Raw genomic sequence first — 23,165 nt, 5'->3', positions numbered from 1 at the left:
GCCAGCCTACAAACATATGGATTTTCCCAAATGTTTGCCTCTCTTAAGCTCTCCTCACTCCTCCCCGTGATGGAGGATGCGTCGTCGGTACGCCCTGAACACAAGGGCGATCCTAAAAATAATGTGTCTGCCGACCCAAGGAATACCTATGTCCTCTCATTTGTCTGACCGGCAAAACGCCGATGAGCGCCTGCTGCACAGCCAGGGTTATGACCAGCAACTGCATCGCGGCCTGTCGCTGTGGTCGTCGTTTTCGGTTGGTTTCGCCACGGTCTCCCCCGTGGTGGGTATCTATTCGGTGATGTCGCTGGGCGCCATGAATGCCGGCCCTTCCTGGGTGTGGATCGTGCCGTTGTGCCTCGCCCTGCAGCTGTTGGTGGCGTTGGTTTACGCCGAGCTTGCCTCGCAGTACCCGTTGGCCGGTGGCTGCTATCAGTGGGTCAAGCGCCTGGCTGGCGAACGCCTGGCCTGGTTTACCGGGTTCATGTACCTCGCCTCCGCCCTGGCTTCCTTGACCACCGTGGCGTATCTGGGCGGGTTTTGGCTGTGGCTGTTCGTCACTGGTGAACCGCCGGCGGCGAATGCCCAGGTGTTCAGCGGCGCAGTGCTGTTACTGCTGGGGTTGGGGGTGAACCTGTTCGGAATCAACCCGCTGAAGTATTTCGTCAACGCAGGAATCGTTGCGGAAGCCATCGCCTCGATTGGTATTGGTGTGCTGTTGCTGCTGTTTTTCCGTAACCATTCGTTTTCGATACTGCTGGAAGGCCTGAGCGCGACGTCGACCAGTGACGGGACCTACTTCTCGGGTTTCCTCACCGCCATGGCGGTCGGCGGCTGGGCGTTTCTGGGCTTTGATGCGTGCTCGCAAGTCTCCGAAGAAACCGCCGACGCCCGCACCTCGACGCCCCGCGCGATCCTGCGCTCGATGATTCTGGTGGGCCTGACCGTGATGCTTACCGCATTCGCCGTGACGCTGTCCTATACCGACACTGCCGCCATGGTCTCCGGCCAAGTGATCGATCCGGTCACGCCCGCCGTGGTCGATGCGTTCGGCGCCTGGGCTGAGCGTCCCTTCGTGGCGATTGTATTAGTGGCGTTCATTGCCTGCGTCGTCTCGGTCCAGACCTATATCGGTCGCGCCGTGTTTGGCATGGCACGCGACGAAATCCTGCCGGCGTCTGCGCTGCTGCGGCGGGTGGATAAACGCAAGGTTCCGTTCGCCGCGATGGTCTTCAGCACGCTGTTCGCCAGCTTCGGCCTGGCCCTGGGGTTGAACGCGACCGCCGTGGGCACCTTGATCGCGTTCGGCAGTGGCGGGTTCTTCTTTGTCTTCCTGATCGTGGTGACCTGCGCCCTGCTCGCTCGCCTCAGCGGCCGCTGGAAACCCGAGCCCGGCACCTTCAGCCTTGGGCGCTGGGGCCTGCCGGTCAACGTCGCGGCTTTTGCCTGGCTGATATTCGAAAGCATCAACGTGGCCTGGCCGCGGGTGGCGTTGGCACCGCCAGACGCGCCGTGGTTCCAGGTATGGGCGGTGGTCCTGGTGTTCTCGGTACTGGCCGTGCTCGGGTTGATCTACCTGTTCTGGGCCAAGCCGTATCAACGCGGCGTCACCGCGCAATTGCGCGCTCAATAAACTGGACACGGAGTTTCAGATGTCAGCCCTTCACTATTGGAATTACCCCACCGAAATCTTCTGCGGGCCCGACGCGCTGGCGGTCCTCGCGCAACGCTGCAATTTGCTCGAAATGCGCAAACCTATGCTGGTGACCGACCCGGGCATGCTCGCCCTGGAACCCCTGGCCTTGCTCAAGGCGCACCTGATCGAGGCGGATATTCCCTTCGCCGTGTTCAGTGACATTCACAGCAACCCCACGCTGGAGGATGTCGCACGCGGCGTCAGCGCCTTCCAGGCCGGCGGCCATGATTCATTGATCGCCCTCGGCGGCGGCAGTGCCATGGACGCGGCCAAAGGCATCAGCCTCGCGGCTGTCGATCGGCATGGTCTCGAACGCTTCGAATGGTCCCAGGTGATCGAGCGCTACCCAAGCCTGGCGGACTTTCCGCGCCTGGAGTTGCCAAAGCTGATTGCCTTGCCAACCACCGCCGGCACCGGTTCGGAACTGGGCCGGGAAGCGGTGCTGACCCTCAGCGAACACAACATCAAACAGGTGATCAGCCACCCGGAGCTGTTGCCCGCCACGGTGATTCTCGACCCGATCCTCACCCGTGGACTGCCACCGGCGCTCACTGCCGCGACAGGCATGGACGCCCTCACCCACCACATTGAAGCGTTCTGCTCACCGCTGTATCACCCGATGTCGGCCGGGGTCGCCGTCGAGGGCGTGCGCCTGATTCAGCAGCACCTGGCCGCCGCGTGCGCGGATGGCCAGGACATGGTGGCGCGCGAAGGCATGCTGGTCGCGTCCGCCATGGCAGCGGTGGCATTCCAGAAAGGCCTCGGCGGTGTGCACGCCCTCGCCCATCCGCTGGGTGCGCGGTACCACCGCCACCATGGGTTGTTGAATGCGATCCTGCTGCCTTATGTAATGGTGGCCAATCGGGCGGTGATCAGTGATGACATCGCCCGCCTGGCGCGCTACCTGGAACTGCCCCAAGCGGATTTCGACGGTTTCCTGCGCTGGATACTGCAGCTACGCAGGCAACTGGGCATTCCCCATTCACTCGGCGAAATCGGTCTGGAGGCAGACGCCGCGCCGTGGGTCGGTGAGCAGGCGGTGGCCGATATTTCGTCCTCCGACACCAATGCCCGCCCCTTGAGCGCCGATGAATACAGCCAGATCTTCCGCAACGCAGTGCATGGCGAATTAGCGCTCGTGCTCGACGCGTAAATCCTCGATAAACGCGCGCACCGCCTCACTGCGTGGGTGGCCGATATGCGTGATCATGCTGTGCTGCACCGCGTAATGCAGGGTGTCGGGGTGCAGCGCACGCATATGGCCACTGGCGATCCAGGCCGCCGCGTAATGCGCCGGCAGATACCCCAGGTGTGTCCCGGCGAGAACACCGTGGGCCACCGCTTCCATGTGGTATGCAGTGGCCGACGCGCGCGTGGGCACCACCGGTAGGACTTGGTCGGCGGGTAGAAAGCCATGCTTGATCCAGTCACAGGCTTGTAGTTGGTCCACGCTCGGCGCCTCGACGCCGAACAGCGGATGCGTGCGGCCACAAAAAATGCCGATCGCCTCACTGTAGAGCGGCTGGTAGTCCAGGGTCGGCAATGGCCGGCTGAAATACGAGATGGCCATGTCCAGTTGCCCATCGATCACCGCCAATTCCAGCTCCGTCGGCGAGTTCACGAAGATGTGCAGGTGCATGTCGTGCTCGCGCGCGTAGAACCGCGCAATCGCCGCGTCGATACGAGCCGTAGGCAAGGTCGCAATGTTGTCCGCCAGGCCCAGGTATAAATCGCCGACCAGGCGCCCGGCCAAATCCTGGGCCTCATCACGAAACGCATCCACCGCCCCAAACAGCGCCGAGGACGCCTTGAGAATGCGCTGGCCTTTTTCGGTCAGGCGAAAGCCCCCTTTGCCACGCTCGCAAATGCGATAACCGAGGCGTTTTTCCAGGCCGGAGATATGCGTGCTGATGTTCGATTGGCTCATGTTCAGCTCGGCCTGGGCCGCTGTGAACCCGCCGCACCTGACCACTACGGCAAAAATGCGCAGCAGGCGCAGATCCATGTCCGTGACATTTCTGAGCACAGCAATTCCCTGAGTGCAGGCTTATGAAGGGGCTCATTCAACGCGAGCGCTTCGCCAGCGTCAATCTTGCTTGTGTGCCAGCGGTACGAAACTTAAGCTGACGCTCTTTTGCACGCCCTACCCCGGATATTCCATGTCTCGAAGTATTGCTCACCTCGCCCTCCTGCTCGGGTTGATCACCGCCGTCGGACCTTTCGCCATCGACATCTACCTGCCGGCCCTGCCGACCCTCGGCGCCAGCCTGCAGGCGTCGCCGGCGGCGGTACAGATGAGCCTGACGGTGTTCTTCATCATCGTCGGCGTGTGCCAACTGTTCTACGGCCCGATCAGCGACGTGTTCGGGCGCAAGCTGCCGATCTATGCCGGCCTGGTGATCTTTGCCGTGGGCAGCATCGGTTGCGCGCTGGCCCCGAGCATTGAAGTGCTGATTGGCTTTCGCGCGGTGCAGGCGTTCGGGGCGTGTGCGGGGATGGTGATCCCGCGGGCCATCGTGCGCGACTTGTACACCGGCCACGAAGCCGCGCGCCTGATGGCCTTGCTGATGCTGGTAATGAGCGTCTCGCCGATCCTTGCGCCGCTGGCCGGCAGCCTGGTGATTTCGTTGTGGAGCTGGCGTGAAGTGTTTGTCGTGCTCGCTGTGGTGGCTGTGCTCTGCCTGGTGATGACCGTCGTACAACTGCCGGAAACCCACCCCGCCGAGCGGCGTCTGGGCAAGACCCTGGGCAGCGCGTTCGGCAGTTACGGCGCCCTCCTCCACGACCCGGTCTTCACCGGTTTGTCGGTGGTCTGCGGGTTTGGCCTGGCGACATTCTTTGTGTTTATCGGCAGCGCGCCGTTCGTGTACATCGAGTATTTCGGCCTGACCCCGACCCAGTTCAGCCTGTGCTTTGCCCTCAACGCTGCGTCGTTTTTTGCCATGAGCCAGCTCACCGCACGCCTCAGTGCGCGCTTCGGCCTGGCGCCGTTGATTCGCTGGTCCGTGGTCAGCGTCGCGGCGGTGATGATCCTGCTCGCTGTGACTACCCTGTGGAGCGACAACCTCGCCCTGATGATGACGCTGCTGTTTATCGGCTTCGGCTTTCTCGGCCTGTTGTTGCCAGCGGCCGGCGTGTTGTCGCTGGAAGACCACGGCGCGGTGGCGGGTTCGGCGTCGGCACTGCTGGGCGCCATCCAGATGGTAACCGCCGCCGTGTCGATGACCCTGGTCGGCGTGTTCGCCGACCACACGCCGGCACCGATGTTGATCGGCATCGCACTGTGCGCGGTCGCGGCGCTGCTCACGACACTGTGGACCTTGCAACGCCTGCCACCGCATCTGGCGTCCAGCGTGCCGCACACGCCTCAGTGAAGACCCGACTTTGCGGGCATGGCACCTAGGCTAGGCAATACTGGCCGTGCCTGCAACCAAATGCACGATGCCGACCAGCGCGACCGCAAGCAACACCAGGCTGGCCACCCGGTTGATGCCGTCGCGGTACTTCAGCGCAAACGGCCTGCGGGCAATGGCGATGTAGAACGCCAGTACCAGGAAGTCGATGACCACCCACGCCAGGGTCAACAGCGTCACGCTGCGGCTGAACGAATCGGCTACCTGGATGAACTGCGGGAAAAACGCCACGAAGAAAATGATGTCCTTGGGGTTGGAGATGCCCACCAGGAAGCCGCTGCCGACAGTGCCACCGCGACGGCCGGCCGCAGGCGCTTGACCTGCAGGGCTACGCAGGCCCTGGATGCCCAGGTAGAGGATAAACAGGCAGCCGATAACACTGATGCCATTCAACAGTGCCGGGCTGACCGACAGGCTGCCCGCCAGAATCAGCACTGCCAGTACTGCCAGGGTCAGCGACGCGAGGTTGGTCCCCACGGCCGTCCACAACGCACGTCGGGTGCCGGCGTGCTGGCTGGTCGTGATGATCAGCGCCACCACCGGGCCCGGGGTGGCGATCAGCATGAAGACGCTGAGCAGGTAGACCAGCAGTAATGAAGTGTCCATGGTGCACGCCGCCTTGTGGGGTTCAGGGGCTGGCAGCGTGAGGCATCAGGCACGCGTTGAAAAACGCAAAAGCCTGTGACCTACTATGAGTATTTATCACAATGAATAATCGCCATGGCCGAACGCATCCCGCCACTGTATGCCCTGCGCGCCTTTGAAATCGCGGCACGCTCTTCTTCGTTTACCCGCGCGGCGCAAGAGCTGTCGTTGACTCAAAGTGCGATCAGTCGCCATATCAAGACCCTCGAAGGCATCCTAGACTGCCGGCTGTTCGAGCGGCACGGGCCCAGGCTGCAACTGACCGCGGCCGGTGAGCGGCTGGCGCAGGAACTCAAGGTTGGTTTTCGCATCATCGAACAAGCCTGTGCACCGTTCCGTGCCGGCACCGGCAATTTGCGCCTGAAGGCGCCCTCCACGCTGACCATGCGCTGGCTGCTGCACACGCTGGACCTTCTCAAGGCCGAGCTGACCGTGCAACTGGCCAGTGTCTGGATGGATTTCGACAGCGTGGACTTCTACGCCGAGCCCTACGACTGCGCGATTTTGCTCGGCAACGGCCATTTCGGTGCCGATGTGCAGGCGTACAAGCTGTTTGATGAGTGGCTGATCCCCATCTGCGCACCGGGCAAGATCGACGTCGAACTGCCGCACGCCGAACTGATCCATCCCACTCCCGACCGTCGCGACTGGCGCCGCTGGCTGGCGGCCCTGCCGCTGGAAACCCGGATCAACCTGGATCGCGGCAAGGTCTTCGACACGCTCGACCAGGCCATCTCGGCGGCCATGCGCGGCCACGGTGTGTCCATCGGCGACCTGCACCTGGTGGCCGACGATGTCCGCGACGGGTTGATCGGCTTGCCGTACGGCAAGGCCGTCGCCTCCGGTGATGGCTACTACCTGGTATGGCCGAAAGAGACTCGGCACACCCAGCAAGTGCAGGCGCTGCGCGATGCGCTCAGCGGACATATCCCGGCCATCGACCTGCCGGGCCTGGTGTTTTTACCTGCCACGGGTTGAGACCATTCGTCGGGCCCGCCAGGCATCCATTACAACTATCGCTGCCGCCAAAACTACTAACCCCATAGCACCCTTGATGCGCTATGGAGATTGAAATGACTGACTATCCACGCCCACCCTTCGCCCCTCAAGCCCAAGCCGTGCCCGGCACCCAGAAGAAAATGGAGCCTTATCCCGATTGTGGCGAGAAGAGCTACAAGGGCTCCGGCCGACTGGCCAACAAGATCGCCCTGATCACCGGTGCCGACAGCGGCATCGGTCGCGCGGTGGCCATCGCGTTTGCCCGCGAAGGTGCCGATGTTGCCATTGCCTACCTGGACGAACATGAGGACGCCAAGGAAACCGCACGCTGGGTTGAAGAAGCGGGCCGCCAGTGCCTGCTGCTGCCCGGTGATATCGCGCAGAAAGCCAACTGCCAGGCACTGGTCGACAAGACGGTCGAACAGTTCGGCCGCATTGACGTGCTGGTCAATAACGCGGCGTTCCAGATGACCCATGAAACCCTCGAAGAGATCGAGGATGAGGAATGGGTGAAGACCTTCGATATCAACATCACCGCGATGTTTCGTATCTGCAAGGCTGCACTGCCGCATATGCAGGCCGGCAGCTCGATCATCAACACCAGTTCGGTCAATTCCGACATGCCTAAGCCGACCCTGCTGGCCTATGCCGCGACCAAGGGCGCGATTGCCAACTTCACCGGCGGCCTGGCGCAATTGCTCGGCAGCAAGGGCATTCGGGTAAACAGCGTGGCACCTGGGCCGATCTGGACGCCGCTGATCGTGGCAACCATGCCCGACGAAGACGTCCAGAGCTTCGGCAGCGAAACCCCGCTGGGCCGCCCTGGCCAGCCGGTGGAAGTGGCACCGATCTATGTGCTGCTAGCCTCGGATGAAGCCAGCTACATCTCCGGTTCCCGCTATGCCGTCACCGGCGGCAAACCCATCCTGTAGCAACTGGCTTGCCGACGTTGTCGGCCTCTCGGCTTCCCAGGAAGACCGAGGCGCCTGCAGCGCGGGCAAGTCCGGCGCCCACAAAAAACGCTCTACAGATCAAACCGATCCACCGCCCGCCGCCGCTCATTGTCGTCACGCACGTCATAGCTGGCGGTGGTCTGGATATTGGTGTGATGCGCGAGCTTCTGTGCGATCGACAGATCATGTTCCTCGATCACCCGCGTGATGAACGAGCGCCGGAAGTCGTGGGGCATGATCTTCACGCCCACCTGCTCGCCGCGCTGGCGGGCAATGTAGTAAATCGCGTGTTTTGTGATGCGTTCGCGGGTGATATGGCTGCCGCGACGGATGCGATTGAACAGGAAGCTGTCGTCCTGCTCACCTTCCTTGAGCTGCTCGCGCCGAAACGCCAGCCAGGCCTGCAACTTGGCAAAGGCCCAGTCCGGCGCATACTTGACCAGCTCCTTGTTGCCCTTGCCGATCACCCGCAGGCTGCGCTCTGCAAAATTGATCTGCGCCAGGTCAAGGTTGACCGACTCCGACTTGCGCATGCCCGAGCCGTACAGGATGCCGATCACCGCCGCGTCCCGCAGGCCCTGTGGGCGTGGGTCGGCGGCGCAGACTTCCATCATTTCGCGGATCAGTGTGCGTCGCAGGTTGCGCCCCTGGCCCAGGCGGGTACCGGGCGCGGCCTTGACCGTGCGCATGCGCAGCAGGTGTTCCTGGCTGATCAGGCTCAGGCGCCAGGCCTCGTTCATCACCCCGCGCACGGCGTTCACATACAACGATGAGGTATTGGGCGCGTAGCCGTCCTCGCGCAAGGCGGCGACCAGGGCGATCACGTGTTCAGGCTGCAGCAGGTGCCAGTCGATGTCTTCGAGGTTGATGTCCTCGAAGCCCAGGCGGTCGGCGGCGTCCTGCAGCACGTAGCGCATGGTCAGTTGGCTGGAGGGCGCCAGGCGGGTGAGGTAAAGGGTCAGCGGGTTGCGGATAGACTCAGTCAAGGTAGATCAGCCTTTGGATTAAATACCTCGAACAAGCCATTGTTTAATCGAGGTATTTAGTGAATTGGCGAGGCCTGAGTCTACCCCAGCAAGAGCCCTCGCACCACATCACGGGGCGCTGTCGTCATCCTCGGTGGAATCTTGCGGTTGGGTCTGGGCCTGGCTCCAATCGGTGTCCTGCTTCTGCATCAGCGCAAACCAGTGCTGGCGCATAAAGGTCAGGTACGCCTCGGGGGCCTTGGCAAAATCCTTCTCATCGCCATAGCAACCCGGCAAGGGCAACTCGGTGCCCTGCTCCTTGTATTGGCTGACCAATGCCTGCTGGCCGGCCACGCTGCAATCCTTGGGCAACGGCATGCCGCGCAGGGCGCCCGCTTCTTCGTCCCACCAACTGGCGCCGACCCGGTCGACACCGCGCAGGCGGTACTTCTGCGACTTGCCCACGTGCATGATCAACTTGAATTCATTGGGGCTGACGTCGCTGGTGCAGGTGCGCGAGTAACCCACGGTCGCCTGGGTGATGCCATCGCCGGTAAGGTCGGTGACCTTGGTCGCCTCCCTGTCGAAGCGCAGGGCGGCATCGAATTCGCAGTGCTGCACGTCGTCGTAGAGCATCCACACGCGTTTGGGGCGATTGCCATCGATCAGGTACTGAGCCGCGTAGACGAAGGCCGACTGGGTCCCGTCATCGTCGCGCTCGCTGACTTGCTCGGCGAGCACCAGCAGGTTCTTGCCCTGGCGATCGTCCCAGGTATACGCGGCGATCTGCTTGCCGCGCACTTCCACCCCGTCCGGCACCTGGTCGATGCTGGTCAGCGCCACGCCGTCGTCGGCGCGCACCGTGGTGACGCACGCCACGGTCATCAACAATCCCATCAACACTGGCCGCAACTGGCCGCGTAAAAGCTGCACGCTATTCATCCGATCACCCTGGCAAGAGACGGCTTACTTTACCGGCACTTGGGGCGCATTGCAGAGAAGATTATTGAATAAAGTGCCAACGCACAGGACGCACGTTTGCGTTGAACCAAACACCTGCGCGGCCGTTCCTATTTCGCCAGCCAATTCAACGGACAACGCCGTGGATGTTTAGCTGAACCCTAGCTGTCTACCTGTCAAATAAACGAGTTTTTCATCTGCCTTTCATATCTGTTCAACATTTTTGCGCTTAATCTTGAATGTGAAACTTAATAGCAAATTGCGCAACACCGTCTAACCTGTTGATTACGCTTCACCTTTAGCACCGTCCCTGCTTCTACGGTCTAGACGTTTGCCCACTGTTTATTGATGTTTCCACGCTCCAAGTTGCGCTAACCCCCGAGGTCATGAATCTTTGAAACCCTACCCTATTCATTGCGTGTCGATCGTCATCCCGGTCTACAACGAACAAGAAAGCCTGCCTGAACTGCTGCGTCGCACCACCGCAGCGTGCCAGCAACTGGCCTACGAATACGAAATCATCCTGGTGGATGACGGTAGCCGCGACAATTCCGCCCAACTGCTGGAAGACGCTGCCGCCGTAGACGGCAGCAAGGTGGTCGCGGTGATCCTCAACCGCAACTACGGCCAGCACGCCGCAATCATGGCCGGTTTCGAGCAGTGCCGGGGCGAGGTGGTGATTACCCTCGACGCCGACCTGCAGAACCCTCCCGAAGAAATCCCGCGCCTGGTCGAACAAGCCGCGCTGGGCTACGACGTGGTCGCCACCGTGCGCAACAATCGCCAGGACTCGGCCTTTCGCCGCTGGCCGTCGCGCCTGATCAACCTGGCGGTGCAACGTTCCACCGGCGTGGCCATGACCGACTACGGCTGCATGCTGCGCGCTTACCGGCGCACCATCGTCGACGCCATGCTTGCCTGCCGCGAGCGCAGCACCTTCATTCCGATCCTGGCCAACGGCTTTGCCCGCCACACCACCGAGATCCTGGTGCACCACGCCGAGCGCGAGCACGGCGAATCCAAATACAGCGCCATGCGCCTGATCAGCCTGATGTTCGACCTGCTGACCTGCATGACCACCACCCCGCTGCGCCTGCTGTCCATCGTCGGTTTCAGCCTGGCGGCACTGGGCGTTTTTTTCGCCTTCGCGTTGATCGTCATGCGCCTGGCATTCGGTGCCGACTGGGCCGGTGATGGCCTGTTCGTGCTGTTCGCCGTGCTGTTCGTGTTCACCGGTGGCCAGTTCATCGGCATGGGCCTGCTGGGTGAATACCTGGGCCGCATGTACAGCGACGTGCGTGCCCGCCCCCGGTTCTTCATTGAAAAAGTGCTGCGCAACCAACCGGCAGCACCGGCACCCGTGGTCGTCGTCGACGGCCTGGTGTCTTCCCATACCACTTCTACTTCTCCTTCCGATCAGGTTTCGTCATGAATTCAAACGCCGTTGTCTTCGCTTACCACGATATTGGCTGTGCAGGCATTGAAGCCCTGCTGACTGCCGGCTACGACATTGCTGCCGTGTTTACCCATGCCGACGACCCCAAGGAAAACAACTTCTACGGTTCCGTCGCGCAGTTGTGCGCCCGTAACGGCATTCCAGTGCACGCGCCGGAAGACGCCAACCACCCGCTGTGGATCGAGCGTATTGCCAAGCTCAAGCCGGACTTCATCTTCTCCTTCTACTACCGCAACCTGCTGAGCGAAGCCCTGTTGGCCACCGCCAGCAAAGGCGCGTTCAACCTGCACGGTTCGCTGTTGCCCAAATACCGTGGCCGCGCACCGGCCAACTGGGTGCTGGTGAAAGGCGAAACCGAAACCGGCGTGACCCTGCACCGCATGGTCAAGCGTGCCGATGCCGGCGCGATCCTTGCCCAGCAGAAGGTCGCCATCGAGCGCACCGACACCGGCCTGACCCTGCACGCCAAACTGCGCGACGCCGCCAGCAACCTGCTGCGTGACGCCCTGCCGCAACTGGCCGCCGGCAAGCTGACTGAAACCGCCCAGGACGAAAGCCAGGCCACCTACTTCGGTCGTCGCACCGCTGCCGACGGCAAGTTGGAGTGGAAAAAGCCGGCTGAAGAGCTGTTCAACCTGGTCCGCGCCGTGACCCAACCTTACCCGGGCGCCTTCTGCGCCGTGGGCGAGCACAAGCTGATCGTCTGGCAGGCCGAGGTGGTGAAGGGCAATGAAGGCCTGGCGCCAGGACGTGTGATCAGCGTCAACCCGCTGCGCATCGCCTGTGGTGAAGACTCGCTGGTGGTCAAGTTCGGCCAGCGCAATGACAACGGCCTGTACCTGGCCGGCCCATCCCTGGCCAATGAACTCGGCTTGGTCGACGGCTCCGTGCTGCGTGGCGCCGAGTCCGGCCGCAAGCCGCGCCGTACCCGTGTGCTGATCCTCGGTGTGAACGGCTTTATCGGTAACCACCTGTCCGAGCGCCTGCTGCGTGACGACCGCTACGAAGTCTACGGCCTGGACATCGGCTCCGACGCCATCGAGCGCCTGCGCAGCCACCCGAATTTCCACTACGTGGAAGGCGACATCAGCATCCACACCGAGTGGATCGAGTACCACATCAAGAAGTGCGACGTGGTCCTGCCGCTGGTGGCGATCGCCACGCCAATCGAATACACGCGTAACCCGCTGCGCGTGTTCGAGCTGGACTTCGAGGAAAACCTCAAGCTGGTGCGCTACTGCGTCAAGTACAACAAGCGCGTGATCTTCCCGTCGACCTCCGAAGTCTATGGCATGTGCCAGGACCAGTACTTCGACGAAGACACCTCCAACCTGGTGGTCGGCCCGGTCAACAAGCAGCGCTGGATCTACTCGGTCTCCAAGCAACTGCTCGACCGCGTGATCTGGGCCTACGGCGCCAAGGGTCTGAACTTCACACTGTTCCGTCCCTTCAACTGGATGGGCCCGCGCCTGGACCGCCTGGATTCGGCGCGTATCGGCAGCTCCCGCGCGATCACCCAGTTGATCCTCAACCTGGTGGAAGGCACGCCGATCCGCCTGTTCGACGGCGGCGAGCAAAAGCGTTGCTTCACTGACATCGCCGACGGCATCGAAGCCCTGGCGCGCATCATTGATAACGACAACGATGTCTGCAACGGCCAGATCATCAACATCGGCAACCCGGAAAACGAAGCCAGCATCCGCCAGTTGGGCGAAGAGCTGCTGCGTCAGTTCGAAGCGCATCCGTTGCGTGGCAACTTCCCACCGTTCGCCGGTTTCCGCGACGTCGAGAGCAAGGCGTTCTACGGCACCGGTTACCAGGACGTGGCACACCGCAAGCCAAGCATCGAAAACGCCAAGCGCCTGCTGAACTGGGAGCCGACCGTGGAGATGAGCGAGACCATCGGCAACACCCTGGACTTCTTCCTGCGTGAAGCCATGCTCGAAATCGCGGACAAGAAGTAATGAAGGCAGGCTTGCGCATTGACGTCGACACCTACCGTGGCACCCGTGAAGGGGTGCCGCAGCTGCTCGAGTCCCTGGATGAAGCCGGGGTCAAGGCGACGTTCTTCTTCAGTGTCGGGCCGGACAACATGGGGCGCCACTTGTGGCGCCTGATCCGCCCGCAGTTCCTGTGGAAGATGCTGCGTTCCAACGCTGCCGGCCTGTATGGCTGGGATATTTTGCTCGCCGGCACTGCCTGGCCGGGCAAGCCGATCGGCCGTGACCTGGGGCATTTGATGCGCCAGGCCAAGGCCGCCGGCCATGAAGTCGGCCTGCATGCCTGGGATCACCATGGCTGGCAGGCCAACACCGGGCGCTGGAGCGACGCGCAGCTGGTCGAGCAGATTCGGCGCGGCGTCGACACCCTGAGCGATATCCTGGGTGAACGCATCGACTGTTCCGCGGCCGCCGGTTGGCGCGCCGATGAACGCGTGGTGCAGGCCAAGCAAGGCTTCAACTTCCGCTACAACAGTGATTGTCGGGGCACCAGCCTGTTCAGGCCAACCTTGGCCGATGGCAGCGCGGGCACCCCACAGATTCCGGTCGACCTGCCGACCTTCGACGAAGTCGTCGGGCCGGTGGTGGCTGCCAAGGATTTCAATAGCTACATCCTCGAGCGCTTCGCGGAGTCGAAGCTCAACGTCTACACCATCCACGCAGAAGTAGAAGGGATTCTGATGGCCAATGATTTTCGCCAGTTGCTGGCCCAGGCAGGGCAGCGCGGCATCGATTTCCAACCGCTGGGCGAGTTGCTGCCTGCCGATGTCACCACCCTGCCCCAGCAACAGCTGGTGCGCGGCGCCCTGAGCGGCCGTGAGGGTTGGCTCGGAGTGCAACAGGCATGATCCGCCGTTGGGCCCTGCCCCTGCTCCTGTTGGCGTTCGGCGTGTTCTATCTGCTGCCGCTGGCCACCCACGGTCTGTGGATTCCGGATGAAACCCGCTATGCGCAGATCAGCCAGGAAATGCTGCTGACCGGCAAGTGGGCGTCGCCGCACTTCATGGGTATTCGCTATTTCGAAAAGCCTGCGGCCGGCTACTGGATGATCGCGCTGGGCCAGGCGATCTTCGGGCAGAACCTGTTCGGCGTGCGCTTTGCGTCGGCATTGAGCACCGGCCTGAGCATCCTGCTGGTGTACCTGGTGTCACGCCGGTTGTGGAATGACCCGCAAAAAAGCCTGGTCAGCACCGTGCTGTACATGAGCTTTGTCAGCGTCGCGGCCCTGGGCGGCTATGCCAACCTGGATCCGCAGTTCACCTTCTGGGTCAACCTCACCGGTGTGGCCCTGTGGTTTTGCTTCGACAGCACCACGCGCAGCGGCCGGTTGTGGTCCTGGGCAGTGCTGGGCCTGGCATGTGGCATGGGCTTCATGACCAAGGGGTTCCTGGCCTGGCTGTTGCCGGTATTGATCGCCCTGCCCTACGCAATCTGGCAAAAGCGTTTTCGCGAACTGCTGGGTTATGGCCTGGTGGCCGTAGCGGTGGCGATTGTGGTCAGCGTGCCGTGGGCATTGGCCGTGCACCTGCAGGAACCGGATTACTGGAATTTCTTCTTCTGGCACGAGCATATCCAGCGCTTTGCCGGTGACGACGCCCAGCATGCCGAACCGTTCTGGTATTACTTGCCGCTGCTGGTGGCGTTCTCGCTGCCGTGGGTCGCCCTGCTGCCGTCCACCCTCAAGCAGGCGTGGCAAGACAAGCGCACGGCGAAGATCGGCTTTGTGTTGTTGTGGCTGCTGATGCCCCTGGCCTTCTTCAGCCTGGCCAAAGGCAAGCTGCCCTCCTACATCATGCCGTGCCTGCTGCCGCTGGCCTTGCTGATGGGCAACACCCTGGCGGATAAACTGGCCCAGGGCCGCGGTCGCGCGTTGCGCCTCAACGGCTGGCTGAACCTGATTCTCGGTGTGGTGGTATTGCTCGCCCTGAGCTGGTTCCAACTGAAAAAGCCGCTGTACGAACATGGCCAGGAAACCTTCAGCCTGGTGCTGGTGTTTGTCTTCCTGTTCGGCTGGATCCTGGTCAACCTGCTGCAGGCTGCACGGCCCTTGCACCTGTGGGCCGCGCCGGTGATCGGCAGTTGGCTGATGGTCGCCCTGCTGCCGGCCGCACTGCCGCATTCGGTGGTCTACAACAAGACGCCGGATCAATTCATCATCGACCACCTGCAGGCACTGCGCCCGGCTACGGCGTTGCTCAGCAACGACCTCGGCGCGGCATCGGCCCTGGCGTGGCGCCTGCAGCGCCCGGATGTGACGCTGTACAACACGGTCGGCGAAGTGAAGTACGGCCTGGCCTACCCGGATGCCGGGCATCACAAGGTCGACACCCGCCAGGTCCAGCAATGGATGAGCGAGGCGCGCAAACAAGGGCCGGTGGGTGTGGTGATGCGCGTCAAAGGCGACGATGAAATCGCCGAAGTAGCGCTGCTGCCCACCGACGGCGAGCGTTATGAGCAAGGCAATATCGTGATTCTGATCTTCCCGCAGGTGCAGCCGTGATCACCCTGTTCCTGCTATTGGCCGCCTGCCTGCTGACCTGCATGGGCCAGGTCTCGCAAAAGTTCGCCGTGGAAAGCTGGCGTGACCTGCCGGACGGCTGGGCGCTGAAACTGCGCTCGCCGTGGCTGTGGGCGGCGCTGGTGTGCCTGGGCCTGGGCCTGCTGGTGTGGCTGCTGGTACTGCAGCGCCTGGAGGTCGGCATCGCCTACCCGATGCTCAGCCTGAATTTTGTCTTGGTCACGCTGATGGCGCGTTTTGTGTTCCATGAACACATCGATGGCCGTCACTGGCTGGGCGTGGCGCTGGTAATCGGCGGCGTCGTGCTGCTGGGGCGTCACGTATGAGCCGGGTCCAGGGGTTTGCCCTGGCCCTGGGCAGCGTCGCACTGGTCAGCGCGGCCCAACTGGGCATGCGCTGGAGCATGACGCGCCTGCCGCTGCCCAACGAATGGCTGACGGCGCAGATCGACCTCGGCGCCCTGGCTGTGGTGCTGCTGGCGATCCTCGCCTATGCGCTGTCGATGCTCTGCTGGCTCGGCGCGCTCAAACACCTGCCGTTGGGCCGGGCCTATTCGCTGCTGAGCATCAGCTACGCGCTGGTGTACCTGCTGGCGGCCAGCCTGCCGGTCTTCAACGAACACTTTTCGGTTTCAAAAACCCTGGGGGTGGCCTTGGTCATCCTCGGTGTGCTGGTTATCAACTCTCGCCGTGCTAGCGCTACAAGTCCCAGGAATGCCCCATGAAAATCAGTGTATTTGGTAGTGGTTACGTCGGTCTGGTGCAGGCCACCGTATTGGCCGAAGTCGGTCACGATGTCATCTGCATGGACGTCGATCAAAACAAGGTCAAGCTGCTGCAGCAAGGCCATGTGAGCATCTTCGAGCCGGGGCTGGCCGCGATGGTCAAGGAGAACCTGGAGAGCGGGCGACTGCACTTCACCTTTGATGAAAAGCTGGCCGTCGAACACGGCGAAGTGCTGTTCATTGCCGTGGGGACGCCGTCGGATGAAGACGGCTCGGCCGACCTGAAATACGTGCTGTCGGTAGGCGATGCCGTGGCCCGCCACCGTATCGAGCCGGTGATCCTGGTGGAAAAATCCACCGTGCCGGTGGGCACCGGCGACACCCTGCGCGCGCACATCGAGAAGGCCCTGCACCTGGCTGGCCGGCATCTGGAGTTCGATATCGTCTCCAACCCGGAATTCCTCAAGGAAGGCTCGGCCGTGGCCGACTGCCGCCGCCCGGATCGCATCATCATCGGCTGCGAGCGCGAAGAAGTGCGCGACGTGATGCGCGACCTGTACGCGCCGTTCAACCGCAATCATGACCGCATCATCTTCATGGACCTGCGCAGCGCCGAGCTGACCAAGTACGCCGCCAACTGCATGCTCGCGACCAAGATCAGCTTTATCAACCAGATCGCCGAGCTGGCCGAACACCTGGGCGCGGATATCGAAGCCGTACGCCTGGGCATCGGCGCCGACTCGCGCATTGGCTACCACTTCATCTACCCTGGCTGCGGCTACGGCGGCTCGTGCTTCCCCAAGGACATGCGCGCGCTGATCCACAGTGCCAAGCAGGCCAACTGCTCCAGCGACCTGTTGGAAGCCGTGGAAGCGATCAACCAGCGCCAGAAGAGTAAGCTGTACGAGCGTATCAATGCGTTCTTCAAGGGCAACCTGCGCGGCAAGACCTTTGCCCTCTGGGGCCTGGCGTTCAAACCGAACACCGACGACATGCGCGATGCCCCCAGCCGTGTATTGATGGAAGCCCTGTGGGCCGCCGGCGCCAACGTACGCGCGTTCGACCCGGAAGCCATGCAGGAAACCCAGCGTATCTACGGCGATGACCCGCGCCTGATGCTGATGGGCACCCCGGAGTCGACCTTGAGCGGCGCCGATGCGCTGATCGTCTGCACCGAATGGCAGCAGTTCAAGGCACCGGACTTCGACCTGATTCACCAGCGCCTGAAAACCCCGGTGATCTTCGACGGCCGCAACCTGTATGACGGCGAGCGCCTGGCGCGCAAAGGCTTCCAGTACTTCCCGATGGGCCGTGGCGACTCGTGCCAGTTGCCGATTCCGCAGCAACAGTGGGTGCCACAGGTCGTGGAAGCCTGATACGTGAACAAAGCTCAACCGTCCCTGCTGAGCCCGACGATTCGCCGCCAATCCCTACTGCTGGGGTTGCTGGCGCTGGCGTTATTCATCGCTGGCAGCTGGCACCAGGCGATTATCGGCTTCGACTCCCGCTTCGTGGTGTTTGCCCAGGAGATGCTGCGCCACGGGCCGGGCTTTTTCCCGACCACCTACGGGCAGCCGTATGCGGATTACCTGGCCACCTCGACACTGCTGACCTGGTTGCTGTCGTTGCCCCTGGGCCAGGTCACCAGCCTCACGGCCTGGTTGCCCACGGCGCTGGCCTCGGCAGCGATCGTGGTGCTGGTGTATCGCCTCACGGCGCCCTACTCCCGGCACTGGGGCCTGCTGAGCATCGCGGTATTGCTGCTCAGCAGTACCTTCATCAGTGAAACCCGCTCGGTATCCCTCGACCAGATGCTCGCCGCAATTGCCCTGGCGGTGTTCTACCTGGGTTACGCGCATGACCACTTCGGTGCTGGCAAGCGTTTGCACTGGCTGTACCTGCTGCTGATTCTCGGCTTTGCGATTCGCGGGCCGATTGGCCTGGTGATACCCACCGGCGTGCTGTGCAGCTACTACCTGATCAATCGGCAATGGCGGCAGTTATTCAGTTTTGGCTTGCTGGCGCTGGCGCTGTTGGTGGCGTGTGTCGGCCTGCTGTTGCTGATGGCCAAGCTCAGCGGCGGTGAAAGCTTCATGCAGGACGTGATCCGCATGCAGTTCCTGGGGCGCATGGACGGCAGCGAAGGCTCCAGCGGCGCGCTGTATTACTTCACCAGTTCGCTGGGCAATTACGCCATGGCCTATCCCGTGGCGCTGCTGGTGCTGCTGGCAATCGCCCTCGGCGGCCGGCGTACGCCGGGGCCGGCCTTGCAGTTGGTGCTGTACTGCGCGGCCGCCGGCCTGCTGGTGATGCTTGGCCTGTCGATCCCACAGGCCAAAAAGGCGCGCTATGTGCTGCCGATGTTGCCCATGGCGGCAATCATTGCGGCCTATCCGTTCCAGGTTGCCGAGGGTCGGCTGTTTGCCGGGTTGCGCAGGCTGATGCTGGGCATTTGGACGTTGCTTCCGACGCTGCTGATCGCCGGGTTGCTGTTCGCACGCACACGTTATCCGCAGCAGCTGGAGCATCTGGGGCCAATGTTTGGCCTGCTGGGCGCGCTGCAGGTCGTGGCTTTGCTGGCGTTGTTCAAGGCGCAACTGCGCCCGCTGGGCCCGGCGTTGGCCGGTGTACTGGCGTTGTGGGCCAGCTATATCGGCGTGGTCGAGCCGCTGGAGCGCAGCCTCTACGACACCCGCACGTTTACCCTGCAGGTGCACGAGCAGGTCATGCAGCAGCGCGCGCCCGTGGTATTGCACGGCCTGGGTAAAGACGCCAAGGCCATCAAATACATGGTCAACCTTGATTGCGACCAGGTACCGTTGTTCACCCAGAACCCCGCTGACCTGAACCCGATACAAGGGCCGGCCTGGCTGGTGATGAGCGAGGCGGATTTCGAAGGGTTGAAAGACCCGCGCTTTCGCGCCCTCACGCCGACCCTGAGCGGTGAGTTCGACCGCAACCCCTACGTGCTGCTGCACCTGGCCCAGGCCCCACACCCTTGAGTGCTCTGCGTCGGGGCTCCCGACGCAGAAAACTCCTACGCAGCTATGCGTAATTGCTGCGACCATTGCCCTTCCCCGCGCCCGAAACCCAACGGTAAACTCGAATGCCATGTGTGGTAATCATTTACCGCCACGGGTCATGCATAACAACAAGGAAGCTGTAGGCCCGCGGTGTACGCCGCAGCCTATCCAATAAGAGGACAATGCCGTGTCAGATGATGTTTCGCCGGGCGTCTACGCGACCCCGGAGCCCGATCTCGTTCACGTTGGCTATTTGCCGGTCCCGCCCCTGGAGCGGCTGATGGAATTACGCGACGCGCTGGTGGCGCTCAAGGGCCCACTTGCCAGTGATACCGGGCTGCAGGCGGATCTGCGAAAACGCTTGTTCAACGACGAGACCGATGATCGCGTCCTGGGCAAGCTCAGTGTGCAGGTCCCTCTTTTGTAAGTGTGGCAGTCTCATTTAACTGCATTATTTTTGGATTTAACCTGCATTAATATGCATTGGCGCGCTGTCGACAGGCACGGCACACTGCACAGGTTCCTTCCCCCAATGTTGGAACTTTCAAAGGGCTTTTCCGGGCAACCAGACAAGCCTTTTTTTTGCCTGTCGTTTATGGAATGCCTGTCAATGCTCGCTCGCTGGTTCCCTGCTGCTATCAATACCCGTCCCACCGAATGGAGTCGTGCCGCTATCGGCATGGCGCTCGGCACGCTGTTCAGCGTGTGGTTATGTGCCCAAGTGTTTGGCATGGACGTGGCCCTGCACCTGCTGGGGCCACTCGGGGCCTCGGCGGTGTTGTTGTTTGCGGTCTCATCCGGCGCGCTCGCGCAACCCTGGTCGATCATCGGCAGCTACCTGTGTGCCGGCGTGGTGGCCTTGCTGGTGGCCCGCGTCCTTGGGCGCACCCTGGGCGGTGCGTGCCTGGCGGCAGGCATGACGGTGGTATTGATGTGCTGGCTGCGCTGCCTGCATCCACCTGCCGGTGGCCTGGCCATGACCCTGGTACTGGCCGACCCGGCCTCGGCCGCCCTCGGCTGGCATGAGATGGGCGCGGTGTTGCTGGGTGCCGGCGCCCTGCTCGCCTGTGCACTGGCCTACAACAATGCCACGCGCACTCGCTACCCCAAGGGCGCCGTCGAGGCTCCCGTGGTGGTCCTGCCAGACACCCGGGCCGCTCAAGACCCGGCCATTACCGCTGCCGACCTGAAGCTCGCGCTCGCCGACATGGAGCAGTTCTACGATGTCGCCCCCAGCGAGTTGGAACAGTTGATCCACGCCGCCGAAACCCACGCACGGCGCCGCAGTATTGGTGAAGTCCTGGCCAGCCGCATCCCCTGACGCAGACACGCGGCCTGCTGCATAAATGCAAAAACGACCTGCATGATTGAAGGTTGTACTGGGCAAATTTGCACTGGTACGATCGCGAGATGGTTCTTCGCTGAACCTCTTGATAAAGAACAATAAAAGCAGGGAGTTACAGATGACTGCTCAGGTTTCAAACCAAGCAAGCAGCGCCGATATCCTTCAAGACGACGTCCTGGCCGAAGTGCGCAACCACATCGGCCACCTTACCCTCAACCGCCCTGCCGGCCTCAACGCCATCACCCTGGACATGGTCCGCAGCCTCGCCCGCCAGCTGCAGGCGTGGGCCGACGATCCGCAGGTGCATGCCGTGGTGCTGCGCGGCGCCGGCGAAAAAGCCTTTTGCGCCGGCGGTGATATTCGCTCCCTCTACGACAGCTTCAAAAACGGCGACACCCTGCACGAAGATTTCTTCGTCGAGGAATACGCGCTGGACCTGGCCATCCACCATTACCGCAAACCTGTCCTCGCGTTGATGGACGGGTTTGTCCTCGGCGGCGGCATGGGCCTGGTGCAGGGCGCGGATCTGCGCGTGGTCACCGAGCGTAGCCGCCTGGCCATGCCGGAAGTGGCAATCGGTTACTTCCCGGACGTTGGCGGCAGCTACTTCTTGCCGCGCATTCCCGGCGAGCTGGGGATTTACCTCGGCGTCACCGGCGTGCAGATTCGCGCCGCCGACGCCCTCTACTGCGGCCTCGCCGATTGGTACCTGGACAGCGCAAAGCTGGCCGACCTCGACCACAAGCTCGACCGCCTGCAATGGCACGAGTCGCCACTCAAGGACCTGCAGGGCGTACTGGCCAAACTCGCCGTGCAACAGTTGCCCGACGCACCGCTGGCCGCCTTGCGCCCGGCCATCGACCATTTCTTCGGCCTGCCGGATATACCGAGTATCGTCGAGCAATTGCAGCAGGTGACGGTCGCCGACAGCCATGAATGGGCACTCACTACCGCCCAACTGATGCACACCCGCTCGCCGCTGGCCATGGCCGTGACCCTGGAAATGCTGCGTCGCGGCCGGCGCCTGCCGCTGGAACGCTGCTTTGCCCTGGAACTGCACCTTGACCGCCAGTGGTTTGAACGCGGCGACCTCATTGAAGGCGTTCGTGCGCTGATCATCGACAAGGACAAGGCCCCGCGTTGGAATCCACCCACGCTGCACGGCCTGGACAACACCCATGTCGAGAGCTTCTTCCATCACTTCGAGAAGGTTGCGAACTAAGCCATGCAAGACATTGAATACACTGAAGAACAAGTGATGATTCGCGACATGGCGCGTGACTTTGCCCGTGGCGAAATCGCCCCGCATGCCCAGGCCTGGGAGAAAGCCGGCTGGATCGACGATGCCCTGGTCGCGAAGATGGGCGAACTCGGGCTGCTGGGCATGGTGGTCCCTGAAGAATGGGGTGGCACCTATGTCGACTACGTCGCATATGCCTTGGCCGTCGAGGAAATTTCCGCCGGCGATGGCGCCACCGGCGCGCTGATGAGTATCCACAATTCAGTCGGTTGCGGGCCCATTCTCAACTACGGCACACAGGAACAGAAACAGACCTGGCTGGCCGACCTCGCCAGTGGCCAGGCAATTGGTTGCTTCTGCCTCACCGAACCCCAGGCCGGTTCCGAAGCGCACAACCTGCGCACCCGCGCCGAGTTGCGCGATGGCCAATGGGTGATCAGTGGTGCAAAGCAATTTGTCAGCAACGGCAAGCGCGCCAAGCTCGCTATCGTGTTCGCCGTGACCGACCCGCAATTGGGCAAGAAAGGTATCTCCGCATTCCTGGTGCCCACCGACACGCCAGGCTTCGTCGTCGACCGTACCGAACACAAGATGGGCATTCGCGCCTCGGACACCTGTGCCGTCACCCTCAACCAATGCAGCGTGCCCGAGGCCAACCTGCTGGGTGAGCGCGGCAAAGGCCTGGCGATTGCGCTGTCGAACCTGGAAGGCGGCCGCATCGGCATTGCCGCCCAGGCCCTGGGCATCGCCCGCGCGGCGTTTGAAGCTGCGCTGGTCTACGCCCGCGACCGCGTGCAGTTCGACAAGGCAATCATCGAGCACCAGAGCGTGGCGAACCTGCTGGCCGACATGCAAACCCGCCTGAATGCCGCGCGCTTGTTGATCCTGCACGCCGCGCGCCTGCGCTCGGCCGGCAAACCGTGCCTGTCGGAAGCCTCCCAGGCCAAGCTGTTCGCCTCGGAAATGGCCGAAAAGGTCTGCTCCTCGGCGATGCAGATTCACGGTGGGTATGGGTATCTGGAAGATTATCCCGTGGAGCGCTACTACCGCGATGCGCGGATCACGCAGATTTACGAAGGGACCAGCGAGATACAGCGGATGGTGATTGCCCGGGAACTGAAGAACTATCCCCTCTAACTGAAAGACCACACCCCCCATGCGGGAGCGGGCTTGCTCGCGAATACGCCAGGTCAGTCAAAACTGCAGTGACTGATTAGCCGTATTCGCG

21 protein-coding genes are annotated in these 23,165 nt (G+C 62.4%); 17 read left to right on the top strand and 4 right to left on the bottom strand.

All coding sequences use genetic code 11. The features are described from left to right. Positions 1-160 precede the first annotated feature (160 nt). Both QMX97_RS06725 and QMX97_RS06720 read left to right on the top strand, forming a co-directional pair. A complete protein-coding gene (locus QMX97_RS06725; protein ID WP_282396587.1) occupies positions 161-1,633 on the top strand; it encodes an APC family permease in 1,473 nt (490 codons plus the stop codon). Between the two features lie 19 nt (positions 1,634-1,652). Then, positions 1,653-2,849, top strand: a complete 1,197-nt coding sequence (locus QMX97_RS06720; RefSeq protein ID WP_282396552.1) for an iron-containing alcohol dehydrogenase — start codon at positions 1,653-1,655, stop codon at positions 2,847-2,849. Here the strand turns inward: QMX97_RS06720 and QMX97_RS06715 are convergent. After that, positions 2,826-3,722: a LysR family transcriptional regulator gene (locus QMX97_RS06715; RefSeq protein ID WP_282396551.1), complete on the bottom strand. Its 897-nt coding sequence runs from the start codon at positions 3,720-3,722 to the stop codon at positions 2,826-2,828. The genes QMX97_RS06720 and QMX97_RS06715 overlap by 24 nt on opposite strands. 133 nt (positions 3,723-3,855) lie before the next feature. On the opposite strand from QMX97_RS06715, the gene QMX97_RS06710 reads away from it, so the two are divergent. Continuing rightward, a complete protein-coding gene (locus tag QMX97_RS06710; protein WP_201144492.1) occupies positions 3,856-5,070 on the top strand; it encodes a multidrug effflux MFS transporter in 1,215 nt (404 codons plus the stop codon). Positions 5,071-5,100: 30 nt separating this feature from the next. Here QMX97_RS06710 and QMX97_RS06705 read toward each other — a convergent pair whose 3' ends face one another. Further along, entirely contained in the window at positions 5,101-5,715 is a 615-nt protein-coding gene (locus QMX97_RS06705; protein ID WP_282396550.1) for a LysE family translocator, read from the bottom strand. Positions 5,716-5,829: 114 nt separating this feature from the next. Between QMX97_RS06705 and QMX97_RS06700 the strand changes: the two genes are divergently transcribed. Further along, positions 5,830-6,732 carry a LysR family transcriptional regulator gene (locus QMX97_RS06700; RefSeq protein ID WP_282396549.1) on the top strand — a complete coding sequence of 301 codons (903 nt, stop codon included), beginning with the start codon at positions 5,830-5,832 and terminating at the stop codon, positions 6,730-6,732. A 95-nt stretch (positions 6,733-6,827) separates the two neighbouring features. Next, the gene (locus QMX97_RS06695; protein WP_065905536.1) at positions 6,828-7,685 is read left to right on the top strand and encodes an SDR family oxidoreductase; all 858 of its coding nucleotides are present in this window, start codon (positions 6,828-6,830) and stop codon (positions 7,683-7,685) included. A gap of 92 nt (positions 7,686-7,777) precedes the next feature. On the opposite strand, the gene QMX97_RS06690 is transcribed toward QMX97_RS06695, so the two are convergent. Together QMX97_RS06690 and QMX97_RS06685 are read right to left on the bottom strand one after the other, a co-directional pair. After that, positions 7,778-8,692: a tyrosine-type recombinase/integrase gene (locus tag QMX97_RS06690; RefSeq protein WP_065905329.1), complete on the bottom strand. Its 915-nt coding sequence runs from the start codon at positions 8,690-8,692 to the stop codon at positions 7,778-7,780. A gap of 108 nt (positions 8,693-8,800) precedes the next feature. After that, complete coding sequence (locus QMX97_RS06685) at positions 8,801-9,613, bottom strand: hypothetical protein (RefSeq protein ID WP_282396548.1); 813 nt, start codon at positions 9,611-9,613, stop codon at positions 8,801-8,803. Between the two features lie 412 nt (positions 9,614-10,025). On the opposite strand from QMX97_RS06685, the gene arnC reads away from it, so the two are divergent. The 12 genes from arnC to QMX97_RS06625 all read left to right on the top strand — a co-directional run bounded on the left by arnC (position 10,026) and on the right by QMX97_RS06625 (position 23,074). Beyond that, positions 10,026-11,063: an undecaprenyl-phosphate 4-deoxy-4-formamido-L-arabinose transferase gene (gene arnC / locus QMX97_RS06680; RefSeq protein WP_065905334.1), complete on the top strand. Its 1,038-nt coding sequence runs from the start codon at positions 10,026-10,028 to the stop codon at positions 11,061-11,063. Next, entirely contained in the window at positions 11,060-13,051 is a 1,992-nt protein-coding gene (gene arnA, locus QMX97_RS06675) for a bifunctional UDP-4-amino-4-deoxy-L-arabinose formyltransferase/UDP-glucuronic acid oxidase ArnA (protein ID WP_120448627.1), read from the top strand. The genes arnC and arnA overlap by 4 nt, the downstream gene beginning before the upstream one ends. After that, positions 13,051-13,935 carry a 4-deoxy-4-formamido-L-arabinose-phosphoundecaprenol deformylase gene (gene arnD / locus QMX97_RS06670; RefSeq protein WP_282396547.1) on the top strand — a complete coding sequence of 295 codons (885 nt, stop codon included), beginning with the start codon at positions 13,051-13,053 and terminating at the stop codon, positions 13,933-13,935. The genes arnA and arnD overlap by 1 nt, the downstream gene beginning before the upstream one ends. Beyond that, positions 13,932-15,587 (top strand): lipid IV(A) 4-amino-4-deoxy-L-arabinosyltransferase, encoded by a 1,656-nt coding sequence (arnT, locus tag QMX97_RS06665; protein ID WP_282396546.1) that lies wholly within the window; start codon positions 13,932-13,934, stop codon positions 15,585-15,587. The genes arnD and arnT overlap by 4 nt, the downstream gene beginning before the upstream one ends. Further along, positions 15,584-15,931: a 4-amino-4-deoxy-L-arabinose-phosphoundecaprenol flippase subunit ArnE gene (gene arnE / locus QMX97_RS06660; RefSeq protein ID WP_282396545.1), complete on the top strand. Its 348-nt coding sequence runs from the start codon at positions 15,584-15,586 to the stop codon at positions 15,929-15,931. The genes arnT and arnE overlap by 4 nt, the downstream gene beginning before the upstream one ends. After that, on the top strand, positions 15,928-16,329 hold the full coding sequence (arnF, locus tag QMX97_RS06655) for a 4-amino-4-deoxy-L-arabinose-phosphoundecaprenol flippase subunit ArnF (protein ID WP_106803828.1): 402 nt from the start codon (positions 15,928-15,930) through the stop codon (positions 16,327-16,329). The genes arnE and arnF overlap by 4 nt, the downstream gene beginning before the upstream one ends. Further along, positions 16,326-17,705, top strand: a complete 1,380-nt coding sequence (locus tag QMX97_RS06650) for a UDP-glucose/GDP-mannose dehydrogenase family protein (RefSeq protein WP_282396544.1) — start codon at positions 16,326-16,328, stop codon at positions 17,703-17,705. The genes arnF and QMX97_RS06650 overlap by 4 nt, the downstream gene beginning before the upstream one ends. A gap of 3 nt (positions 17,706-17,708) precedes the next feature. After that, a complete protein-coding gene (locus QMX97_RS06645) occupies positions 17,709-19,331 on the top strand; it encodes a glycosyltransferase family 39 protein (RefSeq protein WP_282396543.1) in 1,623 nt (540 codons plus the stop codon). A gap of 208 nt (positions 19,332-19,539) precedes the next feature. Then, the gene (locus QMX97_RS32110; RefSeq protein ID WP_348775363.1) at positions 19,540-19,779 is read left to right on the top strand and encodes a type VI secretion system contractile sheath small subunit; all 240 of its coding nucleotides are present in this window, start codon (positions 19,540-19,542) and stop codon (positions 19,777-19,779) included. 183 nt (positions 19,780-19,962) lie between these two features. Next, the gene (locus QMX97_RS06635; RefSeq protein WP_201144506.1) at positions 19,963-20,673 is read left to right on the top strand and encodes an HPP family protein; all 711 of its coding nucleotides are present in this window, start codon (positions 19,963-19,965) and stop codon (positions 20,671-20,673) included. Between the two features lie 142 nt (positions 20,674-20,815). Continuing rightward, a complete protein-coding gene (locus tag QMX97_RS06630; RefSeq protein WP_201144508.1) occupies positions 20,816-21,919 on the top strand; it encodes an enoyl-CoA hydratase/isomerase family protein in 1,104 nt (367 codons plus the stop codon). A 3-nt stretch (positions 21,920-21,922) separates the two neighbouring features. After that, positions 21,923-23,074, top strand: a complete 1,152-nt coding sequence (locus QMX97_RS06625; protein WP_262133862.1) for an acyl-CoA dehydrogenase family protein — start codon at positions 21,923-21,925, stop codon at positions 23,072-23,074. Positions 23,075-23,165 lie beyond the last annotated feature (91 nt).

The organism is Pseudomonas sp. PS01298 (assembly GCF_029959745.1).
In the GTDB taxonomy this organism is placed as follows: domain Bacteria; phylum Pseudomonadota; class Gammaproteobacteria; order Pseudomonadales; family Pseudomonadaceae; genus Aquipseudomonas; species Aquipseudomonas aylmerensis.
This window is presented reverse-complemented; position numbering and strand designations above follow the sequence as displayed.